The sequence below is a fragment of the Mangrovimonas spongiae genome, from assembly GCF_003944795.1.
Taxonomy (GTDB): Bacteria; Bacteroidota; Bacteroidia; order Flavobacteriales; family Flavobacteriaceae; genus Mangrovimonas; species Mangrovimonas spongiae.
The window spans coordinates 528483-546797 of the sequence record NZ_RWBG01000001.1; the positions used below are offsets into that span (position 1 = coordinate 528483).

Consider the following 18315-nt stretch of genomic DNA (forward strand, 5'->3'; position numbering starts at 1 on the left):
GACTATGAATTTAACGTTGAAAATATGGCGTCAAAAAAACGCTAACGATAAAGGAAAAATGGTTGACTATCCAATAAGTGGGATAGAACCAGATATGTCTTTCCTTGAAATGTTAGACGTTTTAAATGAGGAGTTAATTAATAAAGGGGAAGAACCTGTAGCATTCGATCACGATTGCCGTGAAGGTATTTGTGGTATGTGTTCGCTTTACATTAATGGTGAAGCACATGGACCAGATCGTGGTGTTACAACCTGCCAATTACACATGCGTATGTTTAACGATGGCGATACCATTTATATCGAACCATTTAGGGCAGCTGCATTTCCTGTTGTAAAAGATTTAGTGGTAGATAGAAGTGCTTTCGATCGTATACAACATGCTGGAGGGTTTGTTTCGGTAAACACTTCTGGAAATACTATTGATGCGAATTCAATTCCAGTAAACAAACACGATGCAGACGACGCTTTTGATGCAGCTACCTGTATAGGATGTGGTGCATGCGTTGCTAGTTGTAAAAATTCTTCTGCAATGCTATTTGTAGGAGCAAAAGTATCGCAATTTGCGTTATTGCCTCAAGGACAAGTAGAAGCTACAGACCGTGTTATGAACATGGTTAAACAAATGGATGAAGAAGGATTTGGTAACTGTACTAACACAGGTGCTTGTGAAGTAGAATGTCCTAAAGGAATTTCTTTAGAAAACATTGCACGTATGAATCGTGAGTACTTAAAAGCCTCTTTTAAAGGATAGATTAGGGTTTATAAACCTACACAATAATAAAAGTCCCAACGTCTTGTTGGGATTTTTTGTTTCTTTACAATTCAATAAATTAAGTATGCCACAGCCAATCCGTTTTTATAAAACACAATTAGATACATTTAAGCTGCAGGTTAATCGTTTTAATAAACACTTAGTAGGTTTAAGCTTTATTAGATTAGCCGTATTTGTATTAACAGTAATAGGCATTTATTTTACCTATACTAATTGGCAAATTACAGCAGCCATTAGTGTTGTGGGTATTGCGGCTTTTTTAATCACATTATCAAAATATACCGATGCTAAACGGGAACGCGACTTAAATAAGGCTTTAGTTAAAATAAATGAAGAAGAATTAAGAATTGCTTCAGGAGAATTTCACCATAGAGACAAAGGTGCTGAATTTCAAGACTCTAAACATTTTTACAGTTTAGATATTGATTTATTTGGAAACGGGTCGTTCTTTCAGTTTATTAATAGAACGGCCATTACTGAAGGTAAAACCGCTTTAGCAAACCTTTTAAAGGCTAATAACATTACTAATATTAAATTAAAACAAGAAGCAATACAGGAGCTAAGCTCAAAACCTGAGTGGCGCCAATTATATTCAGCTACAGCATCTTTAATTCATGTTGAGGTTTCTGCAAAAAATATTATTAAATGGTTAACACAGCACAAGCAGTTTTTACCTAAAATAATACGGTGGTTACCAATGATGTTTAGCGGGATATCTGTTCTATTTTTTGTCTTATTCCTCTTTAAAACACTAGACGTTTCTATTTTAGGATATTGGCTGTTATTGGGTTTGTTTATTACTGGAGCTTATGTAAAAAAAATAAATGTTCTTTCTTCGCAAACAGATAAAGCTAAGGACACTTTTAAGCAGTATTCGCAACTTTTAAAGCAAATTGAAAGCACCTCGTTTTCATCAGAATTATTACAAGAAAAACAACAAAAAATACAGAGCGACCATAAAAAAGCATCCATTATATTTAAGCACTTTTCAAAGTATTTAGATGCTTTAGATAATAGAAATAATTTAATAGGTGCCATTTTTGGCAATGGTTTGTTTTTAACCGATTTAAAAAACAGTTATAAAATCGAACAATGGATAGCAACATATAATAAAACAGTTGCCGATTGGTTTGAAGTGGTGACTTTTTTCGATGCCTATAACTCCTTAGGAAATTATGCTTTTAACCATCCAAGGTTCGTGTTTCCTGAATTGGTGGATAGCCATGTTTGTATTAAAGCAAAACAATTAGGGCATCCGTTATTACAAGCCGATAAACGTGTGGATAGCGACTTAAATATAGATAATGAATAGTTTTTTATTGTCACCGGAGCTAATATGGCTGGAAAAAGTACGTTTTTACGAACCGTTTCCTTACACATTGTCATGGCAAATGTAGGATTACCTGTTTGTGCACAAAAAAGTGAATATAGCCCAATAAAACTTATTACAAGTATGCGGACAAGCGATTCGTTAACCGACGATAGTAGTTATTTCTTTTCAGAATTAACCCGATTAAAATTTATTGTGGAAGCTATTAAAACCGAATCCTATTTTATTATTCTCGATGAGATTTTAAAAGGAACAAATAGCACCGATAAAGCTATTGGGTCTCAGAAATTTGTTGAAAAATTAGTGTCTAGCCAAGCTACTGGAATTATAGCCACTCACGATTTAAGTTTAACTAAAATTGAAGCGAGTCTAGAACAGGTAAAAAACTACTTTTTTGATGCCGAAATAAAAAACGATGAGCTTTATTTTGATTACAAACTTAAAAAAGGCGTCTGCCAAAATATGAACGCGAGCTTTCTGTTAAAGAAAATGGAGATAGTTTAAAAATAAAAAAGCCTCATAAATTTATGAGGCCTTTATTAATAGAGTAAACCATTATCTTATTTTTTAGGATGTACAAGTGACATTTCATCGACAAGATGTTTCGCACCAGCATATTTGTCTATAATAAATAAGACATAACGAATATCTACCATAATATTTCTGCAAATTTCTGGGTCATAATTCATGTCGCTCATAGTACCTTCCCAAACACGGTCAAAATTTAAACCTATTAAATTACCTTCGGCATCAATTGTTGGACTTCCAGAGTTTCCACCAGTAGTATGGTTTGTACCAATAAAGCATACAGGCATTTTACCATTGGTGTCAGCATAATTTCCATAGTCTTTAGCATTGTATAAATCGATTAATTTCTGCGGCACATCAAATTCATAATCACCAGGAACATATTTTTCCATAACACCATCTAAATAACTAACATGGTTGTAGTATACAGCATCTCTAGGAGAATATCCCTTTACTTGGCCATAAGTAACTCGTAAAGTTCCATTAGCATCAGGAAAATAACGTTCGTCTGGTAAGGCTTTCATTAAGGCTGTCATGTATTGGGTTTGCAGTGCAGAAATTGCTTGGTTTTTCTCGGTATATTCAGGGTTTATGTCGTTAAAAAATGCTGCAATAAGAGGTTTAGCGTAAACATAAGCGGCATCGTTGTTTAATTTTTCAATAATCGTTTCAGCAGAACCTTCAAATAACTTTAAGGCACTATCTAGCTTTGTAAAAGCAGTTTTGTCGTAAATAGTTGGGTCTACATTGTTCTTTTTATACAAAGGCATCACGGCTTCGTAAACACCTTTATCAACAGAAACATTGTAGTTTTTATGAATGCCTTTTAAAGTGTTTTCTATAGATGCTTTAGCACGATCTAACACTTCGGGTCTGTTGGTTAGGGCTTCTTCAAATTGATACGCTCTAAAAGTCATTTGCATTAGCTCGTTAGTAACTAAAAAGACCTCGATAAAGTTTCGACGTTTAATATTGATATCGGCAAAATCTTTATAGCGTTTATCAAATTCAGGAAGAATGTTTCCGTAGGCATCTTCCAGTTTTTTGTCTTTTAGCGCTTTTTTAAAGCGTTCTTCAAAGGCTTTTCTATTAGCAATAGCTTGACTTTTTTCGATACCTAGATTTTCGCCTATCCACTTTTTCCATGCATTGGCTATTCTGGCCTGTTTAGAAGCATATTTAATTCTAATGTCATCACTCGCTTTCATATTCGCATCAATAACTTTTAATGCGGCTTCACGAATGGCAATATTACTTGGGTTAAATTCTTTTGTAATATGTTCTATAGCAACTGCTGGCAGATATTCGTTGGTGGTTCCTGGAAAACCAAATACCATGGTGAAGTCGTTTTCTTCAACACCATCTAACGAGACTGGTAAAAAGTGTTTTGGTTTGTAAGGGACATTGTCTTTACTGTATTTAGCAGGGCGATTATTTTTATCGGCGTAAATTCTAAATAACGAAAAATCGCCTGTATGTCTTGGAAATACCCAATTATCGGTATCGCTACCAAACTTTCCAATGCTACTAGGCGGGGCGCCTACTAAGCGAACGTCTTCATAACGCTCGGTAACAAATAGAAAATATTGGTTGCCTTTGTAAAACGATTTTACTTTTACATCCTGCCATGTTTCTTTGTTAACTTGTGCCTGTAATGCATTACTATTTTTATCGATAGTAGACTGCTTTGTCTTTTCATCCATAGCATTAGTAATGCCGGAAAGTACCTGTTGTGTAACATCTTCTATTCTTACAATAAACTCTACAAAAAGGCCTTCGTTAGGAAGTTCTTCATTGTAATTCATAGCCCAAAAGCCATCTTTTAGGTAGTCGTTTTCTAATGACGAATGTGATTGTATTTGACCAAATCCACAATGATGATTGGTTAATAGTAATCCATTTGGAGAAATAACCTCGCTAGTACAACCTCCATTAAAATGTGCAATAGCATCTTTAAGGCTAGAATTGTTAACATCATAAATATCTTGAGCGGTAAGTTTACTACCTAGGTTTGTCATTTCGGTTTCATTCATGCCTTTTAAAAGTGAAGGAATCCACATGCCACCTTGTTGGGCCGAAACCTGAAAGCATAAAAATAATGCGAGAAGTTTTAAGTATTTCATTGTTTTATGTTGATTGAAAAATTGAATTTCCCAAAGATACGAGTTCTTATGATAAAAAATAGAAAGAAGTTCTTACCTTTAAAAGTATGAGACATATTTCAAAATTACCCCAAGTAGGCACGACCATTTTTACAGAAATGAGTGCTTTAGCAAACAAGCACGATGCGATAAATTTATCACAAGGGTTTCCCAATTTTAAAAGTGATAAAAAATTAATGGAATACGTTACGCAGGCTATGCATTCTGGTTATAATCAATATGCGCCAATGGCCGGAAATATGGAATTAAGACAGGCCATAGCCAACAAATTTCAATCACTATATAACAGTAGTTACCAGACCGATACGGAGATTACCGTTACCGCTGGAGCTACGCAAGCCATTTTTACCATTATTTCTGCTTTTGTAAAATTAGAAGATGAAGTTATTATTTTTAGACCAGCTTACGATTGTTACGAACCAGCGATTACATTGCATGGCGGCAAAACTGTTTCGGTGCAATTAGAAGCGCCTAATTATTTAGTGAATTGGGACGACGTGGAAGCAAAAATTTCTTCTAAAACCAAGATGATTATCATTAATACGCCACATAACCCTACAGGAACATTATGGACTAAAAGTGATATGCTAAAATTGCAGGAGTTAACCAAAAACACCAATATTATTGTGTTAAGTGATGAAGTATATGAGCATATTATTTTTGATGATGAAAAACACCAAAGCGTATGTTTATTTTCCGAGTTAAAAATGCGTAGTTTTATAACGGCTTCGTTTGGCAAAACATTTCATAATACAGGATGGAAAGTGGGGTATTGCTGTGCCCCAGAAGTATTAATGAAAGAGTTTAAGAAAGTACATCAGTTTAATGTGTTTTCGGTAAACCATCCCATGCAAAAAGGATTAGCCGATTACATGCAAACTCCAAGTCATTATTTAGAGCTTTCGGCATTCTATCAACAGAAGCGGGATTTATTTTTAAAATTAATTAAGGATTCAAAATTTAAAGTAAAACCATCAAAAGGAACTTATTTTCAAATAGTAGATTTCTCTAATATAACAGACGAGTCCGATGTAGATTTTGCGAAACGATTAACGGTTGATTATAAATTGGCGTCTATTCCATTATCAGGTTTCAACGAAAACAATCGTGATGATAGCGTTTTAAGGTTTTGTTTTGCCAAAACCGATGAAACACTAGAGAAAGCTGCAAAAATTTTATGTAGTCTATAAGTTTGTTAAAGAATAATAAAAAAGTAACTTTTTTCAATTTTTGTGTCTAAATCATAAATTAAACTATTTAAATTATGAAAAAGTTATTAAGTGTTGTTTTTCTAATGTTTTTAATACTTTCATGTGGTACAACCCATAAAGTAATTATGGATAATCATGAAGTTTACGAAGTGAAAGGCGACAAGATTTTTAAAGATGGCACAGAAGTTACAGAAACGTTAAAAAAAGACAGAAGAGACGCTATTTTAGATACTTTAGAAGAACGCCTAGAAAAACAAGAAGAACTTGAAGAACAACAAGAAGCTTTAGAAAAAGCACAAAAAGAAGCTGAAGAGCAACAAAAAGAAATAGAAAAAGAATTAAAAGAAAAAGAAGATGCTAGAGAAGCTTTTTTTGACGCAAAGGAAAAATTAAAAGATCAAAAAAATAAATATGAGCGTCTTCATAAAAACGGAAAATTGTCGCCAAATGATGAAGAAAAATGGGCTAAGAAGCTTAAAAAATTAGCCGAAGATGTTGCAGAAGCCAAAGAGAACCTAAATAAATTATAATTTGAGTAACACCCTAAACATAGCACTTGTACAAACCCATTTGGTTTGGGAAAATCCTATAACAAACAGAACAAACTTAGCACATAAAATACAAACCATTTCTAAAGATGCAGATCTTGTTGTGCTACCAGAAATGTTTTCTACTGCGTTTACTATGAATGCTTCTGAAGTTTCAGAACCAATGACTGGCAAAACGGTAAATTGGATGATACAACAAGCCAAAGACAACAAGGTTGCTATTGTTGGGAGTTTGGTAATAGAAGCCCAAAATAATTTTTACAACAGATTATTGTTTGTGTTTCCTAATGGAGATTTAGAGTTTTACGATAAAAGGCATACGTTTTCACTAGCAGGAGAAGATAATGTTTATACAGCGGGCAAAAAAAAACTGCTTGTAAATTACAAAGGGTGGAAACTTTGCCCAATGATTTGTTACGACTTGCGTTTTCCTGTTTGGGCTAGAAATACAGAAGATTACGATGTGCTAATTTATGTGGCTAATTGGCCTAAAATACGCATACATGCATGGGACGCTCTGTTAAAAGCACGTGCCATAGAAAACATGACGTATTGTATAGGAGTAAACCGTGTTGGACTAGATGGTAATGGCCATGAATACAATGGCCATTCTATGGCGTTTAATGTGTTAGGGAATCGTATAGATACTATTCCTGAAAGCAAAGAAACAGTTGAAGTAATATCACTTTCAAAAGATCATATTAATAAAAATCGTAAAAAATTTAATTTTTTAGAGGATCGGGATCACTTTCAGATAGAATAAATTCTTGTACTAAATCCCATCCAGAGCGCACATCAAGTTTTTCTGGATAATAACTTACGCGTTCAGGTTGTTGTTTTTTTAAGAAATTACCCGAGTCGTATTCTTGGTTGCCATTTGTATCAAAAATAACTCTTAAAAAATATTGCCCAGGCGTAGTGTTTCTAAAATCTATAGGTTCGGGTTTGTTACTTATTTTTTCAAAAGCCACATCACCTTTGTCGTCGGTTAATTGAATAATTACTGGGTAAGTAGCGTTTTTTAAATTAACGCGAACATTACCATAATCGGAAAATTCTTTAGTTGAAAGATTATAGCTTAGCGTGTCGTTGCTATTACCAAACAAATCGGTAACACTATTGGGTAAAAAAGTAATGTTGTATTTGTTTTTTTCGGTTTTATCAAATTCAAGATAGTACTTGTTTGATAAGGTGTCTAAACGGGTTTTAAAATCTACTTTTGTAGAGTCTTTATCAAGAATAGTAATGTGTTCTTTTTTTAAATCGACTAATGGTGTACTACCTGTAATGCTAAAATGATCGCTAAAATTTATGCTTCCTTTAGGTTCTGGAGTAATGTTTAACGTATCGCGAGATTGTTCGCTTATTTTTACGGTAAACTCTTCTGTGTAATTTTTGTTATTAGTGACTTTAAATATTAAAGAATCGGTTTTAAGTCTAGGAACATACCAGAAATTAAGCGAATCGGTTTTAGGGTCTTTTGTTATGCGATAATTAAAACTATCAGATACTTTAGAGAGTAATTTAATATCGAAATTTTTGTAATCGCCTTCATAACCAAATGCTATTTTTTCACCAGAAATTAAGCGTGGTCTTATAATTCTATCATCGGTTTTTTCCTTGAAAAGTTTTATCGTGTAAGTTGTATCGGAAGGCACAGTAATAAAGGTGTTATGAAATCCTATTTTGTCTGCTTTCTGTTGAAATTTATTGTCTTGGTTTTCATCTTTCATAGCAACGAGCAAATAGGTTCCTTTTTTAATATTATTTATAGAAAAATTGGTAGTGCTATCTAGTGTATTGGTAATGTATTTAGGGTTTTCTTTATAAACAATAGAGTCGGAATACGTGGAGTCTATTTCATACAACATAACAGAAACGAAATCGTCTGGTTGGCGTTTTGTGGCATCGATAATATTCCCTTTTACCGAAAGCGAATCAATGTAATCTCCTGTTGAAATAACATAGCGATAATACGGATAAGGATTTCCTTCGTTATTATCTACAATACTATTACCAAAATTAAATGCATACGTTGTGTTGGGTTCAAGTGTATCGTTAATTTTTATAGAAATATATTTACTAGCGGTTCCTAAAGGAATTATTTCTGGTGCAGGCTCTATTGGTGGCGAAATAATAAGCTGTTTTTGAATGTTATTTACTTTAATAAACTCGTTAAAGTAAATGCGGATTTCGTTTCCTTCAAAATTGGTAGAGAAGTTTTTAGGAGTCGCTCTAACAATTTCTGGAGGTGTAACGTCTTTTGGTCCACCACTTGGGCGCCCTCTATTAGCACAATTAGCCATAAGTAACAGGCAAACGATAAGTAAAACGTTGTAAAAGTATTTCTTCATGTTTTGGGCACCTCTATTTTAATACAAAGAAACAATATATTTATCATTAAATAAACTGTCCTTAAGCGATTGCCATAGTGGCAATACTTATTTTAACATTTTTCGCCTGATGTAGTATAGAAATACAAGCTTCCATAGTGGCGCCAGTAGTAATAATATCGTCAACTAAAAGAATATGCTTATTCTCTATTTTAGAAGCATTTTTTAGTTGAAATACTTCTTGATTAGACAACCACCTTTTAAATCGTTTTTTACCTACTTGCGATGTTACATTACGAACTTTTATTAACACATCTTGGTAGTATTTGGCTTCCAAAGCACAAGCAATTTCATGCGAACATTTATCAACTTGATTATATTTTCGTTTTCGTAGTTTCTTTTTATGAATAGGTACAGGAATAACAATATCTATATCTTTTTTAAGAGAAGTTTCTTTAATGGTTTCCCCTAACCACTTCCCTAAAAAAACACCAACCTGTTCGTAACCTCGATATTTTAGGTTGTGTAACAATTTTTGTGTAATGCCCTTTTTTTCAAAACGTAATAACGATATAGCCGATTCTATTTTAACACGTCCATAAAGCGCCTTGTAAGTACTGTTATTTTTACCAAATTCTTGGTTAGTAACCGGAAGATTGTGTCTGCAAGACGTGCAAATATAAATTTCATTATCGGTTAACATTTGGGTACAAGCTAGGCAAACATCAGGAAAAAATAGTCGGATAATACTTTCAAACATGGTATTTATAACGATTTCATAATGTTGATAAAACAAGTTTAACAATTTTTTTACCGTTTTATCGATAAAAATTAAAAAACTCTTTACATGTTCTTAATTTTGTGGTTTACAATTGATTAATCCATTTTTTTAGAAATTAAGATGATAGTTACCCCTCAATTATTTAACTACAGATTAATTATCGGTACATTGTTGTTTTCCATTGTTGCTTTAGGGTCGTATAGTTTGGCAAACTACAACGCTTTAAAAGAACAGCAAGATTTTTTAGAACAAGAAAGGTCTTTGGTTCAGAGTGAATTAACCGAAATAATTACCCTGTATGAAACATTAAGTCTTAATAAGAATATATTGCAAAGCGATTTTAAAAAATCAAAACAGCAGTTGTTACTTGTTCAGGATTCACTTAATATAGAAAAAGCCAATGTCGCGTCGCTTTCTAAGTATAAAGCCCGATTAAGCGAAGTAAAAAAGCAAAATAAAGCGCTTTTTACACTAATAGATTCCTTAGAGAGAGTCAATAAAAACTTAAAACAAACAATACAATCTGTAGAAGCCTTACAGGCTACAAGTATAAAGGCAGAAGCTTTAAGAACAGTAAGCTTAAACGCTATTTATCCAACTAATAAAGCAGACAAAGCAGATCATATTAAAGTTTGTTTTAATCTAAAGAATAACACGTTTGTACCCGAAGGAAACAAAACCATCTATGTGCAAATACTAGATCCAAACCACCAAGTAATTGCAGGTAAAGGTGTTGCCAGTTTTAATGATAAATCTTTGGCTTACAGCGGAAAAACTACGGTTAATAACCTTAAAAGAGAGCAGGAGGTTTGTGCAAAGATTGATGTGAACAAGGACAGCAAACTTATAAAAGGCGATTATTTAGTAAGCATTTTTCAAGAATCCTATTTTTTAGGGAAAACACAACTGAAACTCAATTAATTTACCAAATATATTTTTGTACAAACCGTTCTTCTTGTCAGAACGGTTTTTTATTTTTGTGCCATGGCAAATAACGACGATCAATTTAAAAAAGTAATCGCTCACGCAAAGGAGTATGGTTACGTATTTCAAAGTAGTGAAATTTACGACGGACTAAGTGCTGTTTACGATTACGCTCAAAACGGTGTAGAACTTAAAAAAAACATTTGCGACTATTGGTGGAAAGCCATGGTACAAATGCACGATAATATTGTAGGCTTGGACGCAGCTATTTTTATGCATCCAACCACTTGGAAAGCTTCTGGGCATATCGATGCCTTTAACGATCCATTAATAGACAATAAAGACTCTAAGAAACGCTATCGTGCCGATGTTCTTGTAGAAGATTACTGCGGAAAGCTTGAGGCTAAAATTGAAAAAGAAATCAAAAAGGCCAAAAAACGCTTTGGCGATGCCTTCAACAAAGAAGAATTTGTTTCCACAAACGGAAGAGTGTTGGGGTATCAAGAAAAAATAGACACCATTTTAAAACGCTTAGGGAAGTCTTTAGAAAATGAAGATTTAGCCGATGTGAAAGCATTGATTGAAGAATTGGACATTGCTGATCCTGTTTCGGGTTCTAAAAATTGGACCGATGTGAAACAGTTTAATCTAATGTTTGGCACCAAGTTAGGTGCTTCGGCCGATTCTGCCATGGATTTATACTTGCGTCCAGAAACCGCACAAGGTATTTTTGTTAATTTCTTGAATGTTCAAAAAACAGGACGAATGAAAATTCCGTTTGGTATTGCCCAAATAGGAAAAGCCTTTAGAAATGAAATTGTGGCGCGCCAGTTTATCTTCCGTCAGCGTGAGTTCGAGCAAATGGAAATGCAATTTTTTGTAAAGCCAGGTACGCAAAAAGAATGGTATGAGTCTTGGAAAGATACCCGAATGAAATGGCATTTATCACTTGGTTTAGGAAAGGATAACTACCGTTTTCACGACCACGAAAAATTAGCACATTACGCCGATGCTGCTGCCGATATAGAATTTAGATTTCCTTTTGGGTTTAAAGAGTTAGAAGGCATCCATTCGCGTACCGATTTCGATTTAAGCCAACACGAGAAATTCTCAGGCAAGAAAATGCAGTATTTCGATCACGAAGAGAACAAAAGCTATGTGCCTTATGTTATTGAAACCTCAATAGGTTTAGATAGAATGTTTTTGGCGGTATTTTCTAATGCTTTAATGGAAGAAGAATTAGACAACAATACCACAAGAACAGTATTAAAATTACCAGCCGTTTTAGCGCCAACCAAAGCCGCTGTGTTACCGTTGGTGAAAAAAGATGGTTTACCAGAAATTGCCAAGAAAATTGTAGATGATTTAAAATGGGATTTTAATGTAAGTTACGACGAAAAAGATGCTGTTGGGCGTCGTTACCGTAGGCAAGATGCCAATGGGACACCATTTTGTATTACTGTAGATCACGATACTTTGGAAGATAACACGGTTACCATTCGCCATCGTGATACTATGGAGCAAAAACGTGTTAACATTGAAGAATTACGCGACATTATTAAAAAAGAAGTCGACGTAAAAGAGTGGTTAATGAAGATGTAATTTTGTTTTCAAAAGAAAGCATCTATAAAATAAAAAACACCCAAGTGAAACGCTTGGGTGTTTTTGTTATCATTACTTAATGACTATGTCCACCGCCTTCATTATCATTTAAAAGCATTCCAATGCCTTTAACCAAAATAGGTTTGTTTTTTAAGGCTTCCGAGTTTAAAATTTCTACAGAGTTTTCGTTTTGTTGTCCTATGTCAACGGCAATTTTTTTAAAACGATATTCATTATCTAGCTTTTCATCTAGAACAAGAATATAGTTGTTATCATCAACAGAGGTTAGGGCTTCTTTGGGTAGTCCCATTCCTGAGTTACTTCCAGTAATGATATTGGCTTCTACAAACATACCAACAATAAAGTTTTGCTCATCATTATCGACGTGACCGTGAACTTTCACACGTCTTGTGGTTTCGTCTATTGTCGTGCCAACCAAATGAATATCGGCTTTATAAGTATCGTTGGAAGCTTCGGGTATTTTAAATTGAATGTCTTGCCCTTTTTTAATATGCATAATGTCTTTCTCAAACACCGATAATTCTAAGTGAATGTGATCTATATCTACAATTTCCAAAATCACATCGTTTGGCGACACATAAGCACCATTACTAACATTTACCTTGGTAACGTGTCCGTTTATTGGTGCGTACAAGTTAATAGTTGAGGTAATTTGCCCTTGCTCAACAGTTTTAGGGTTAATATTCATCATCTGTAATTTTTTGCGTAAGCCATTGTAAGTTGCCAAGCTACTTTTGTAGGTGCTTTGAGCTTTTAAATAGTTTTTTTCTGAAGTTATGTTTTCATCGTAAAGTGTTTTTTGTCTGTCGTATTCAGCTTTTAAATAATTAAGTTGCTCGGCAATTTCCAAGTAGCCTTGCTGGATTTCGACATACTCAGGGTTTTTTAAACTGACCAAAAGTTGTCCTTTTTTTACTTCATCACCAACCAAAAGAGGCGTGTGAGAAATATAACCACCTACAAATGTGGTAATACTGGATTTGTTTTTAGGCGGAACATCTATCATTCCTGTAACTTGTATTGTATTGTTAAACTGCAAGGTTTTAATACTGTCTAAAGCCATTTTTTCACTGTCAAATTGAGCTTTAGTAACGGTTACAATGTTACTTTTGGTTGTTTTTTGCTCAATAGAATCTGAGTTGTTTTCTTTATTTCCGCAGGCTAAGAATACAAGCGAAAAAAGAAGGATATATATGTTTTTCATAGGTTTAAAATTTTCAAGAACTATTGGTTCAGTTATTTACTTTTCTAAAGTTATTGGTCTCTATTTGCCAAATGCCCATTATGGGCTTTCATTTTAGTTAATATTTAATATCAAGTGATTAATTTGTATTACGGTTTGATTGTAAGCGTTTAAATCGTTAAGATAAGAGAGCTCGATTTCGCTAGCATTTTCAAGACTTTGTATGTATTGAAAAAAGTTAATCTCCCCTTCTTTAAACGTCCGGTTGGCCGTTTTTATAATTTGCTCTTTTAGAGTGCTTCCTTCGCTTTTATAGTAATTAACAGCTTCTTTATGTTGCTCGAGTGTTGCAATAAGCGATTGGTATTTAGCTTCTAGTTTTGTTTTATAATCTAGTTCTTGCTGTTCTACAATATCTCGCGCAATTTTAGATGCTTTTATTTTCGAGGCATTTCCAGAAAACAATAACGGAATTTTCAATCCCAATTGATAGCCTTGAATGTTGTCGTTTAATTGACTGTTAGAGCCTTGAAAATATTCCACACTAATATCGGGCAAGAGGGTTTGTTTTTCTTTGCTATATATTGCTTTTTGATAGGTTTTAGCATTTTCAAAATATTGTAACCCAAGGTTATCGGTTGTTGAGATACTTTGTAGTTCTAGCTGTTGTAAAGGTTGGTCCACAATATCTATCGTATCTACTTGCACGACACTTTTTAGTTGTTCTTTTGAAAAAGCGACTTCTTTTAAGGCTTGTTTGTATAAAGTTTCTAGCTGTTTTTGTTTGGACTTGGCGGTAATCATTTCCAGATAATTAGTTTCACCTAGTTCAAAACGACGCTCCGATTTTCTAGCAAAATCTTGATACAAACTATCTAAATATTTATAGGTTTTCACCTTGTTTTTTGCGTAGCTTAATTGATAATAATTAGCATAAACAGCCTTTTGTAGTTGCTGTAATTGCAAATTGTAATGGGTTTCTTCCAAACCAACTTTGGCTTTATTGGCTTTTTTATCAGCAAAATAAATGGTTGGGAATTTAAAATCTTGTGCAATACCAAAAACTTTAAGCGGTTCGTTGTTTACAGCTAGATTGTTTTCGTCGTAACTGTAATAGACAGATGTTTTATCAAAATTAAAAGCGCTTCCAACTAACGCTTTGCTTTCATCTACTTTTAGGTTAGAAGCTTTTAAACCCGCATTGTTTTCAATAGCTAGGCTTAAAGTTTCTTCAATAGTTAATTTTGATTGCGCATTAACATTAGTTAGAAAAAAGAAACCTATAATGCCAATAATGGCTGTTTTATTCATTTTTAATTCTTTTTTTGTTTCAAACCACGCATAAAGTACGGGCAGGACAATTAAAGTTAAAACGGTTGCGGTAATAAGACCCCCAACAACAACCGTGGCTAAGGGGCGTTGTACTTCGGCACCAGCATTGGTAGATACAGCCATTGGTAAAAATCCAAGTGCTGCAGCAGAAGCTGTTAGCAATACGGGTCTTAATCGATCGGCAGTACCAATTTTTATACGTTCTTCAATATCATCTATGCCTTGTTCTTTTAATTCTTTAAAATGTTCAATAAGCACAATACCATTAAGCACAGCAATACCAAAAAGTGCAATAAACCCTACGCCAGCAGAAATACTAAACGGTAAATCACGTAGCCAAAGTAATAGGACGCCGCCAACAGCCGATAATGGGATGGCAGAATACACCAATAAGGCTTCTTTGGCAGAGCCAAAAGCAAAATACAGTAAGATAAATATTAAAGCCAATGCCACTGGCACAGCAACAAGCAATCGCGCTTTGGCACTTTGTAAATTTTCAAATTGTCCGCCATAAGTTACGTTGTATCCCGCAGGTAAATGTAAGTTGTTTTCAAGAATATTTCTTACATCGTCTACAACGGACTGCAAATCGCGGTTACGCACATTAATACCAACAACAATACGACGTTTAGTATCGTCTCTTGAAATTTTTGCAGGTCCGGTGGTGTATTTTATATCGGCTAATTCGCTTAATGGAATTTTAACACCATTAGGTGTATCGACATATAAGTTTTGAAGGCTAGCTAGGTTTTTTCGGTTGTTTTTATTTAGGCGCATCACTAAGTCAAAACGTTTTTCACCTTCAAAAATGCTTCCTACTGTGCCGCCAGCAAATCCCATTGAAATCATTTGATTAACATCGGAAATATTAAGTCCGTAGCGCGCAATTTTACTGCGGTTGAATGTTACGCTCATTTGTGGTAAGCCTTCTACTTTTTCAATAACAATATCCGAAGCGCCTTCAACATCTTTAATTAATTCTTTTACTTCGTCTGCTTTGTTGGCTAGTATGGATAAATCTTCACCAAAAATTTTAATGGCCACATCGGCTCTAACTCCTGTAATAAGCTCGTTAAAACGCATTTCTATAGGTTGTGTAAACTCCACTTCCATACCAGGAATTACGGTGAGTGCTTCTTTAAATTTATCGGCTAATTCGTCTTTGCTTTCTGCCGAAACCCATTCGTCTTTTGGTTTTAGTTTTATTATGACGTCGCTTTCTTCCATAGACATTGGGTCTGTTGGTACTTCGGCGGCACCAATACGCGTCACAACTTGATCGACTTCGGGGAAATTGTCTAGTAGAATTTGTTCGATTTTGGTGGTTATTTCAATCGTTTTTCCTAATGATGTTCCCGTTTTTAAAACGGGTTGAATAACAAAATCGCCTTCGTCCAATGTAGGTACAAATTCGCCACCCATTTTACTGAAAACCCAAACGCTTAAGGCAAGTAAAACACTAGCCAAAACAACAACTAGCTTTTTGTGTTGTAAGGCCCAATGTATAGATGGTTTGTACCAACTATTTAAGACTTTCATTAACCTAACCGAAATATTTTTATCGCTTGGCTTTTTGGGTTTTAAGAATAATGATGATACGACAGGAACATATGTTAAACACAATAGCATTGCGCCAATTAACGCAAAGCTAAACGTGAGTGCCATGGGTTTAAACATTTTGCCTTCTACACCGCTTAATGATAAAATGGGGATAAATACAATTAAGATGATAAGTTGCCCAAAAATGGCCGAATTCATCATTTTTGAAGCACTTTTTAAGGTGATTTGATCGATTTTCGACTGTTTTTCTACTTTTGAAAGTGTTTTTAGTTGGTCGCTTTGTGTAATAATTTTAAAAGCAATAAACTCGACAATAATCACAGCGCCGTCAATGATAATACCAAAATCTATGGCGCCAAGACTCATTAAATTGGCATCGACACCAAAAATATTCATTAGAGAAATTGCGAATAATAAGCTTAACGGAATAACCGATGCCACTACTAATCCAGAGCGTAAATTACCCAACAATAAAACCACAACAAAAATCACGATTAGCGACCCTAAAATGAGGTTTTCAGAAACGGTAAAAGTCGTTTTTCCTATGAGTTCGCTACGCTCTAAAAACCCGTTTATGTAAACACCTTCTGGTAGCGTTTTTTGAATGGAGGCAACGCGTTCTTTCACGGCATCGATAATAGCTTTGGAGTTCCCGTCTTTAAGCATCATAATTTGCCCGAGCACTTTTTCGCCTTCACCATTACCGGTAATAGCACCAAAACGTGTGGCGCCACCAAAACCAACGGAAGCAACATCTTTAATGTAAATAGGAGCACCTTGGTTTTTAACCACGATTTGCTCAATGTCTTTTAGGTTTTTTACCAAACCTTCACCGCGTATAAAATAGGCTTCGTTGCTTTTTTCAATATATCCGCCACCGGCGACACTATTATTTTTTTCTAAGGCATCGTAAATTTCCGATACCGTAATATTCATAGCGTTTAGTTTATTTGGGTTAATGGCAACTTCGTATTGTTTTAAATAACCACCCCAAGTATTGACTTCGACAACCCCAGGAATACCCGATAATTGACGTCTCACAATCCAATCTTGAATGGTACGTAATTCGGTTATAGTATATTGATCTTCATAACCAGGTTTTACATCTAAAATGTATTGGTAAATTTCGCCTAAACCTGTGGTAATTGGCCCCATTTCTGGAGAGCCAAAACCTTCGGGGATTTTCTCGGAAGCCGATTTTATTTTTTCGGCAATAAGTTGCCTTGGAAGATAGGTTCCCATATCGTCTTCAAAAACGATAGTAACTACAGAAAGCCCAAATTTAGATACCGATCTAATTTCTTCAACACCAGGTAAATTAGCCATTTCTAACTCGACAGGGTAGGTGATAAATTGCTCGACATCTTGAGTAGACAAGTTACGTGATGTTGTGATAACTTGAACTTGATTATTGGTTATATCTGGTACAGCGCCAATAGGAATTTGGGTTAAAGAGAAAATTCCGAAACCAATAATAAACGCTGTTAATAGGAAAATGATTAGCTTATTGTTTAAGCTTAATTTTATGATTTTTTCTAACATGATTCATAATTAATTAAAAATTAAGATTTATCTGATTTAATAAATCAGCATCGTTTTTTTAAAAATTATGCGTGTTTTGGGGGCTGAAAAACTGTAGGTTTTTCAAAGGATGTGAAGCTTTCTTTGTAAAAGAAGTTACAAGGAATTTCAATAAATTCTTCGTTACTTATTTTAAAGGAAGTATTTGGGCTAATAAAAGTTGCATTAATGTGTGTGCAAAGGTGATGACAATCTTTAAAAGGAAGGTCTTCATGTTCTCTGTGATGACTTTCGTGGTTCTCTTTTGCATCGCCATAATGTTCCGCTAAAAACTGAACAAACGAATCACCATACATTTCTTTATGAAATTGGGCATGTTCCATCAAGGCATTAATTTTATTAATGTCTTCTAAGTTAATATTAAAACTCTGTAGAAGAATTAAAAGCGAATATGTTAATGCCACAACTTTACTCATAACAGCACGAAATTATAAAAAATTAGGTATT

14 protein-coding genes are annotated in these 18315 nt (G+C 34.3%); 8 read left to right on the forward strand and 6 right to left on the reverse strand.

What is annotated here, in order from left to right; all coding sequences use genetic code 11:
- Positions 1 to 4 precede the first annotated feature (4 nt).
- The 3 genes from EJA19_RS02445 to EJA19_RS12795 all read left to right on the forward strand — a co-directional run bounded on the left by EJA19_RS02445 (position 5) and on the right by EJA19_RS12795 (position 2606).
- Positions 5 to 751 (forward strand): succinate dehydrogenase/fumarate reductase iron-sulfur subunit, encoded by a 747-nt coding sequence (locus EJA19_RS02445; RefSeq protein ID WP_125466752.1) that lies wholly within the window; start codon positions 5 to 7, stop codon positions 749 to 751.
- 85 nt (positions 752 to 836) lie between these two features.
- Complete coding sequence (locus EJA19_RS02450) at positions 837 to 2084, forward strand: DNA mismatch repair protein MutS (protein WP_317124818.1); 1248 nt, start codon at positions 837 to 839, stop codon at positions 2082 to 2084.
- Positions 2085 to 2090: 6 nt separating this feature from the next.
- Entirely contained in the window at positions 2091 to 2606 is a 516-nt protein-coding gene (locus EJA19_RS12795) for a MutS-related protein (protein WP_317124820.1), read from the forward strand.
- A 56-nt stretch (positions 2607 to 2662) separates the two neighbouring features.
- Here the strand turns inward: EJA19_RS12795 and EJA19_RS02455 are convergent, their stop codons facing one another.
- Positions 2663 to 4753, reverse strand: a complete 2091-nt coding sequence (locus tag EJA19_RS02455) for a S46 family peptidase (RefSeq protein ID WP_125466753.1) — start codon at positions 4751 to 4753, stop codon at positions 2663 to 2665.
- 86 nt (positions 4754 to 4839) lie between these two features.
- Between EJA19_RS02455 and EJA19_RS02460 the strand changes: the two genes are divergently transcribed.
- The 3 genes from EJA19_RS02460 (at position 4840) to EJA19_RS02470 (ending at position 7314) form a co-directional block, all read left to right on the forward strand.
- The gene (locus tag EJA19_RS02460; RefSeq protein WP_125466754.1) at positions 4840 to 5982 is read left to right on the forward strand and encodes a methionine aminotransferase; all 1143 of its coding nucleotides are present in this window, start codon (positions 4840 to 4842) and stop codon (positions 5980 to 5982) included.
- A 74-nt stretch (positions 5983 to 6056) separates the two neighbouring features.
- The gene (locus tag EJA19_RS02465; RefSeq protein WP_125466755.1) at positions 6057 to 6533 is read left to right on the forward strand and encodes a hypothetical protein; all 477 of its coding nucleotides are present in this window, start codon (positions 6057 to 6059) and stop codon (positions 6531 to 6533) included.
- Between the two features lies 1 nt (position 6534).
- A complete protein-coding gene (locus tag EJA19_RS02470; protein WP_125466756.1) occupies positions 6535 to 7314 on the forward strand; it encodes an amidohydrolase in 780 nt (259 codons plus the stop codon).
- Here the strand turns inward: EJA19_RS02470 and EJA19_RS02475 are convergent.
- Positions 7274 to 8905, reverse strand: a complete 1632-nt coding sequence (locus tag EJA19_RS02475; RefSeq protein WP_125466757.1) for an Ig-like domain-containing domain — start codon at positions 8903 to 8905, stop codon at positions 7274 to 7276. The two genes, EJA19_RS02470 and EJA19_RS02475, sit on opposite strands and share 41 nt — an antisense overlap.
- 61 nt (positions 8906 to 8966) lie before the next feature.
- On the reverse strand, positions 8967 to 9644 hold the full coding sequence (locus EJA19_RS02480; RefSeq protein WP_125467127.1) for a ComF family protein: 678 nt from the start codon (positions 9642 to 9644) through the stop codon (positions 8967 to 8969).
- A gap of 141 nt (positions 9645 to 9785) precedes the next feature.
- On the opposite strand from EJA19_RS02480, the gene EJA19_RS02485 reads away from it, so the two are divergent.
- Together EJA19_RS02485 and EJA19_RS02490 are read left to right on the forward strand one after the other, a co-directional pair.
- Positions 9786 to 10586: a hypothetical protein gene (locus tag EJA19_RS02485; RefSeq protein WP_125466758.1), complete on the forward strand. Its 801-nt coding sequence runs from the start codon at positions 9786 to 9788 to the stop codon at positions 10584 to 10586.
- Between the two features lie 63 nt (positions 10587 to 10649).
- Positions 10650 to 12191 carry a glycine--tRNA ligase gene (locus tag EJA19_RS02490; RefSeq protein WP_125466759.1) on the forward strand — a complete coding sequence of 514 codons (1542 nt, stop codon included), beginning with the start codon at positions 10650 to 10652 and terminating at the stop codon, positions 12189 to 12191.
- A 76-nt stretch (positions 12192 to 12267) separates the two neighbouring features.
- On the opposite strand, the gene EJA19_RS02495 is transcribed toward EJA19_RS02490, so the two are convergent.
- From EJA19_RS02495 to EJA19_RS02505, 3 genes are all read right to left on the reverse strand, one after another.
- Positions 12268 to 13416, reverse strand: a complete 1149-nt coding sequence (locus EJA19_RS02495; RefSeq protein WP_125466760.1) for an efflux RND transporter periplasmic adaptor subunit — start codon at positions 13414 to 13416, stop codon at positions 12268 to 12270.
- Positions 13417 to 13509: 93 nt separating this feature from the next.
- Positions 13510 to 17829: a CusA/CzcA family heavy metal efflux RND transporter gene (locus EJA19_RS02500; protein WP_125466761.1), complete on the reverse strand. Its 4320-nt coding sequence runs from the start codon at positions 17827 to 17829 to the stop codon at positions 13510 to 13512.
- 65 nt (positions 17830 to 17894) lie between these two features.
- Positions 17895 to 18284, reverse strand: a complete 390-nt coding sequence (locus EJA19_RS02505; RefSeq protein ID WP_125466762.1) for a hypothetical protein — start codon at positions 18282 to 18284, stop codon at positions 17895 to 17897.
- Positions 18285 to 18315 lie beyond the last annotated feature (31 nt).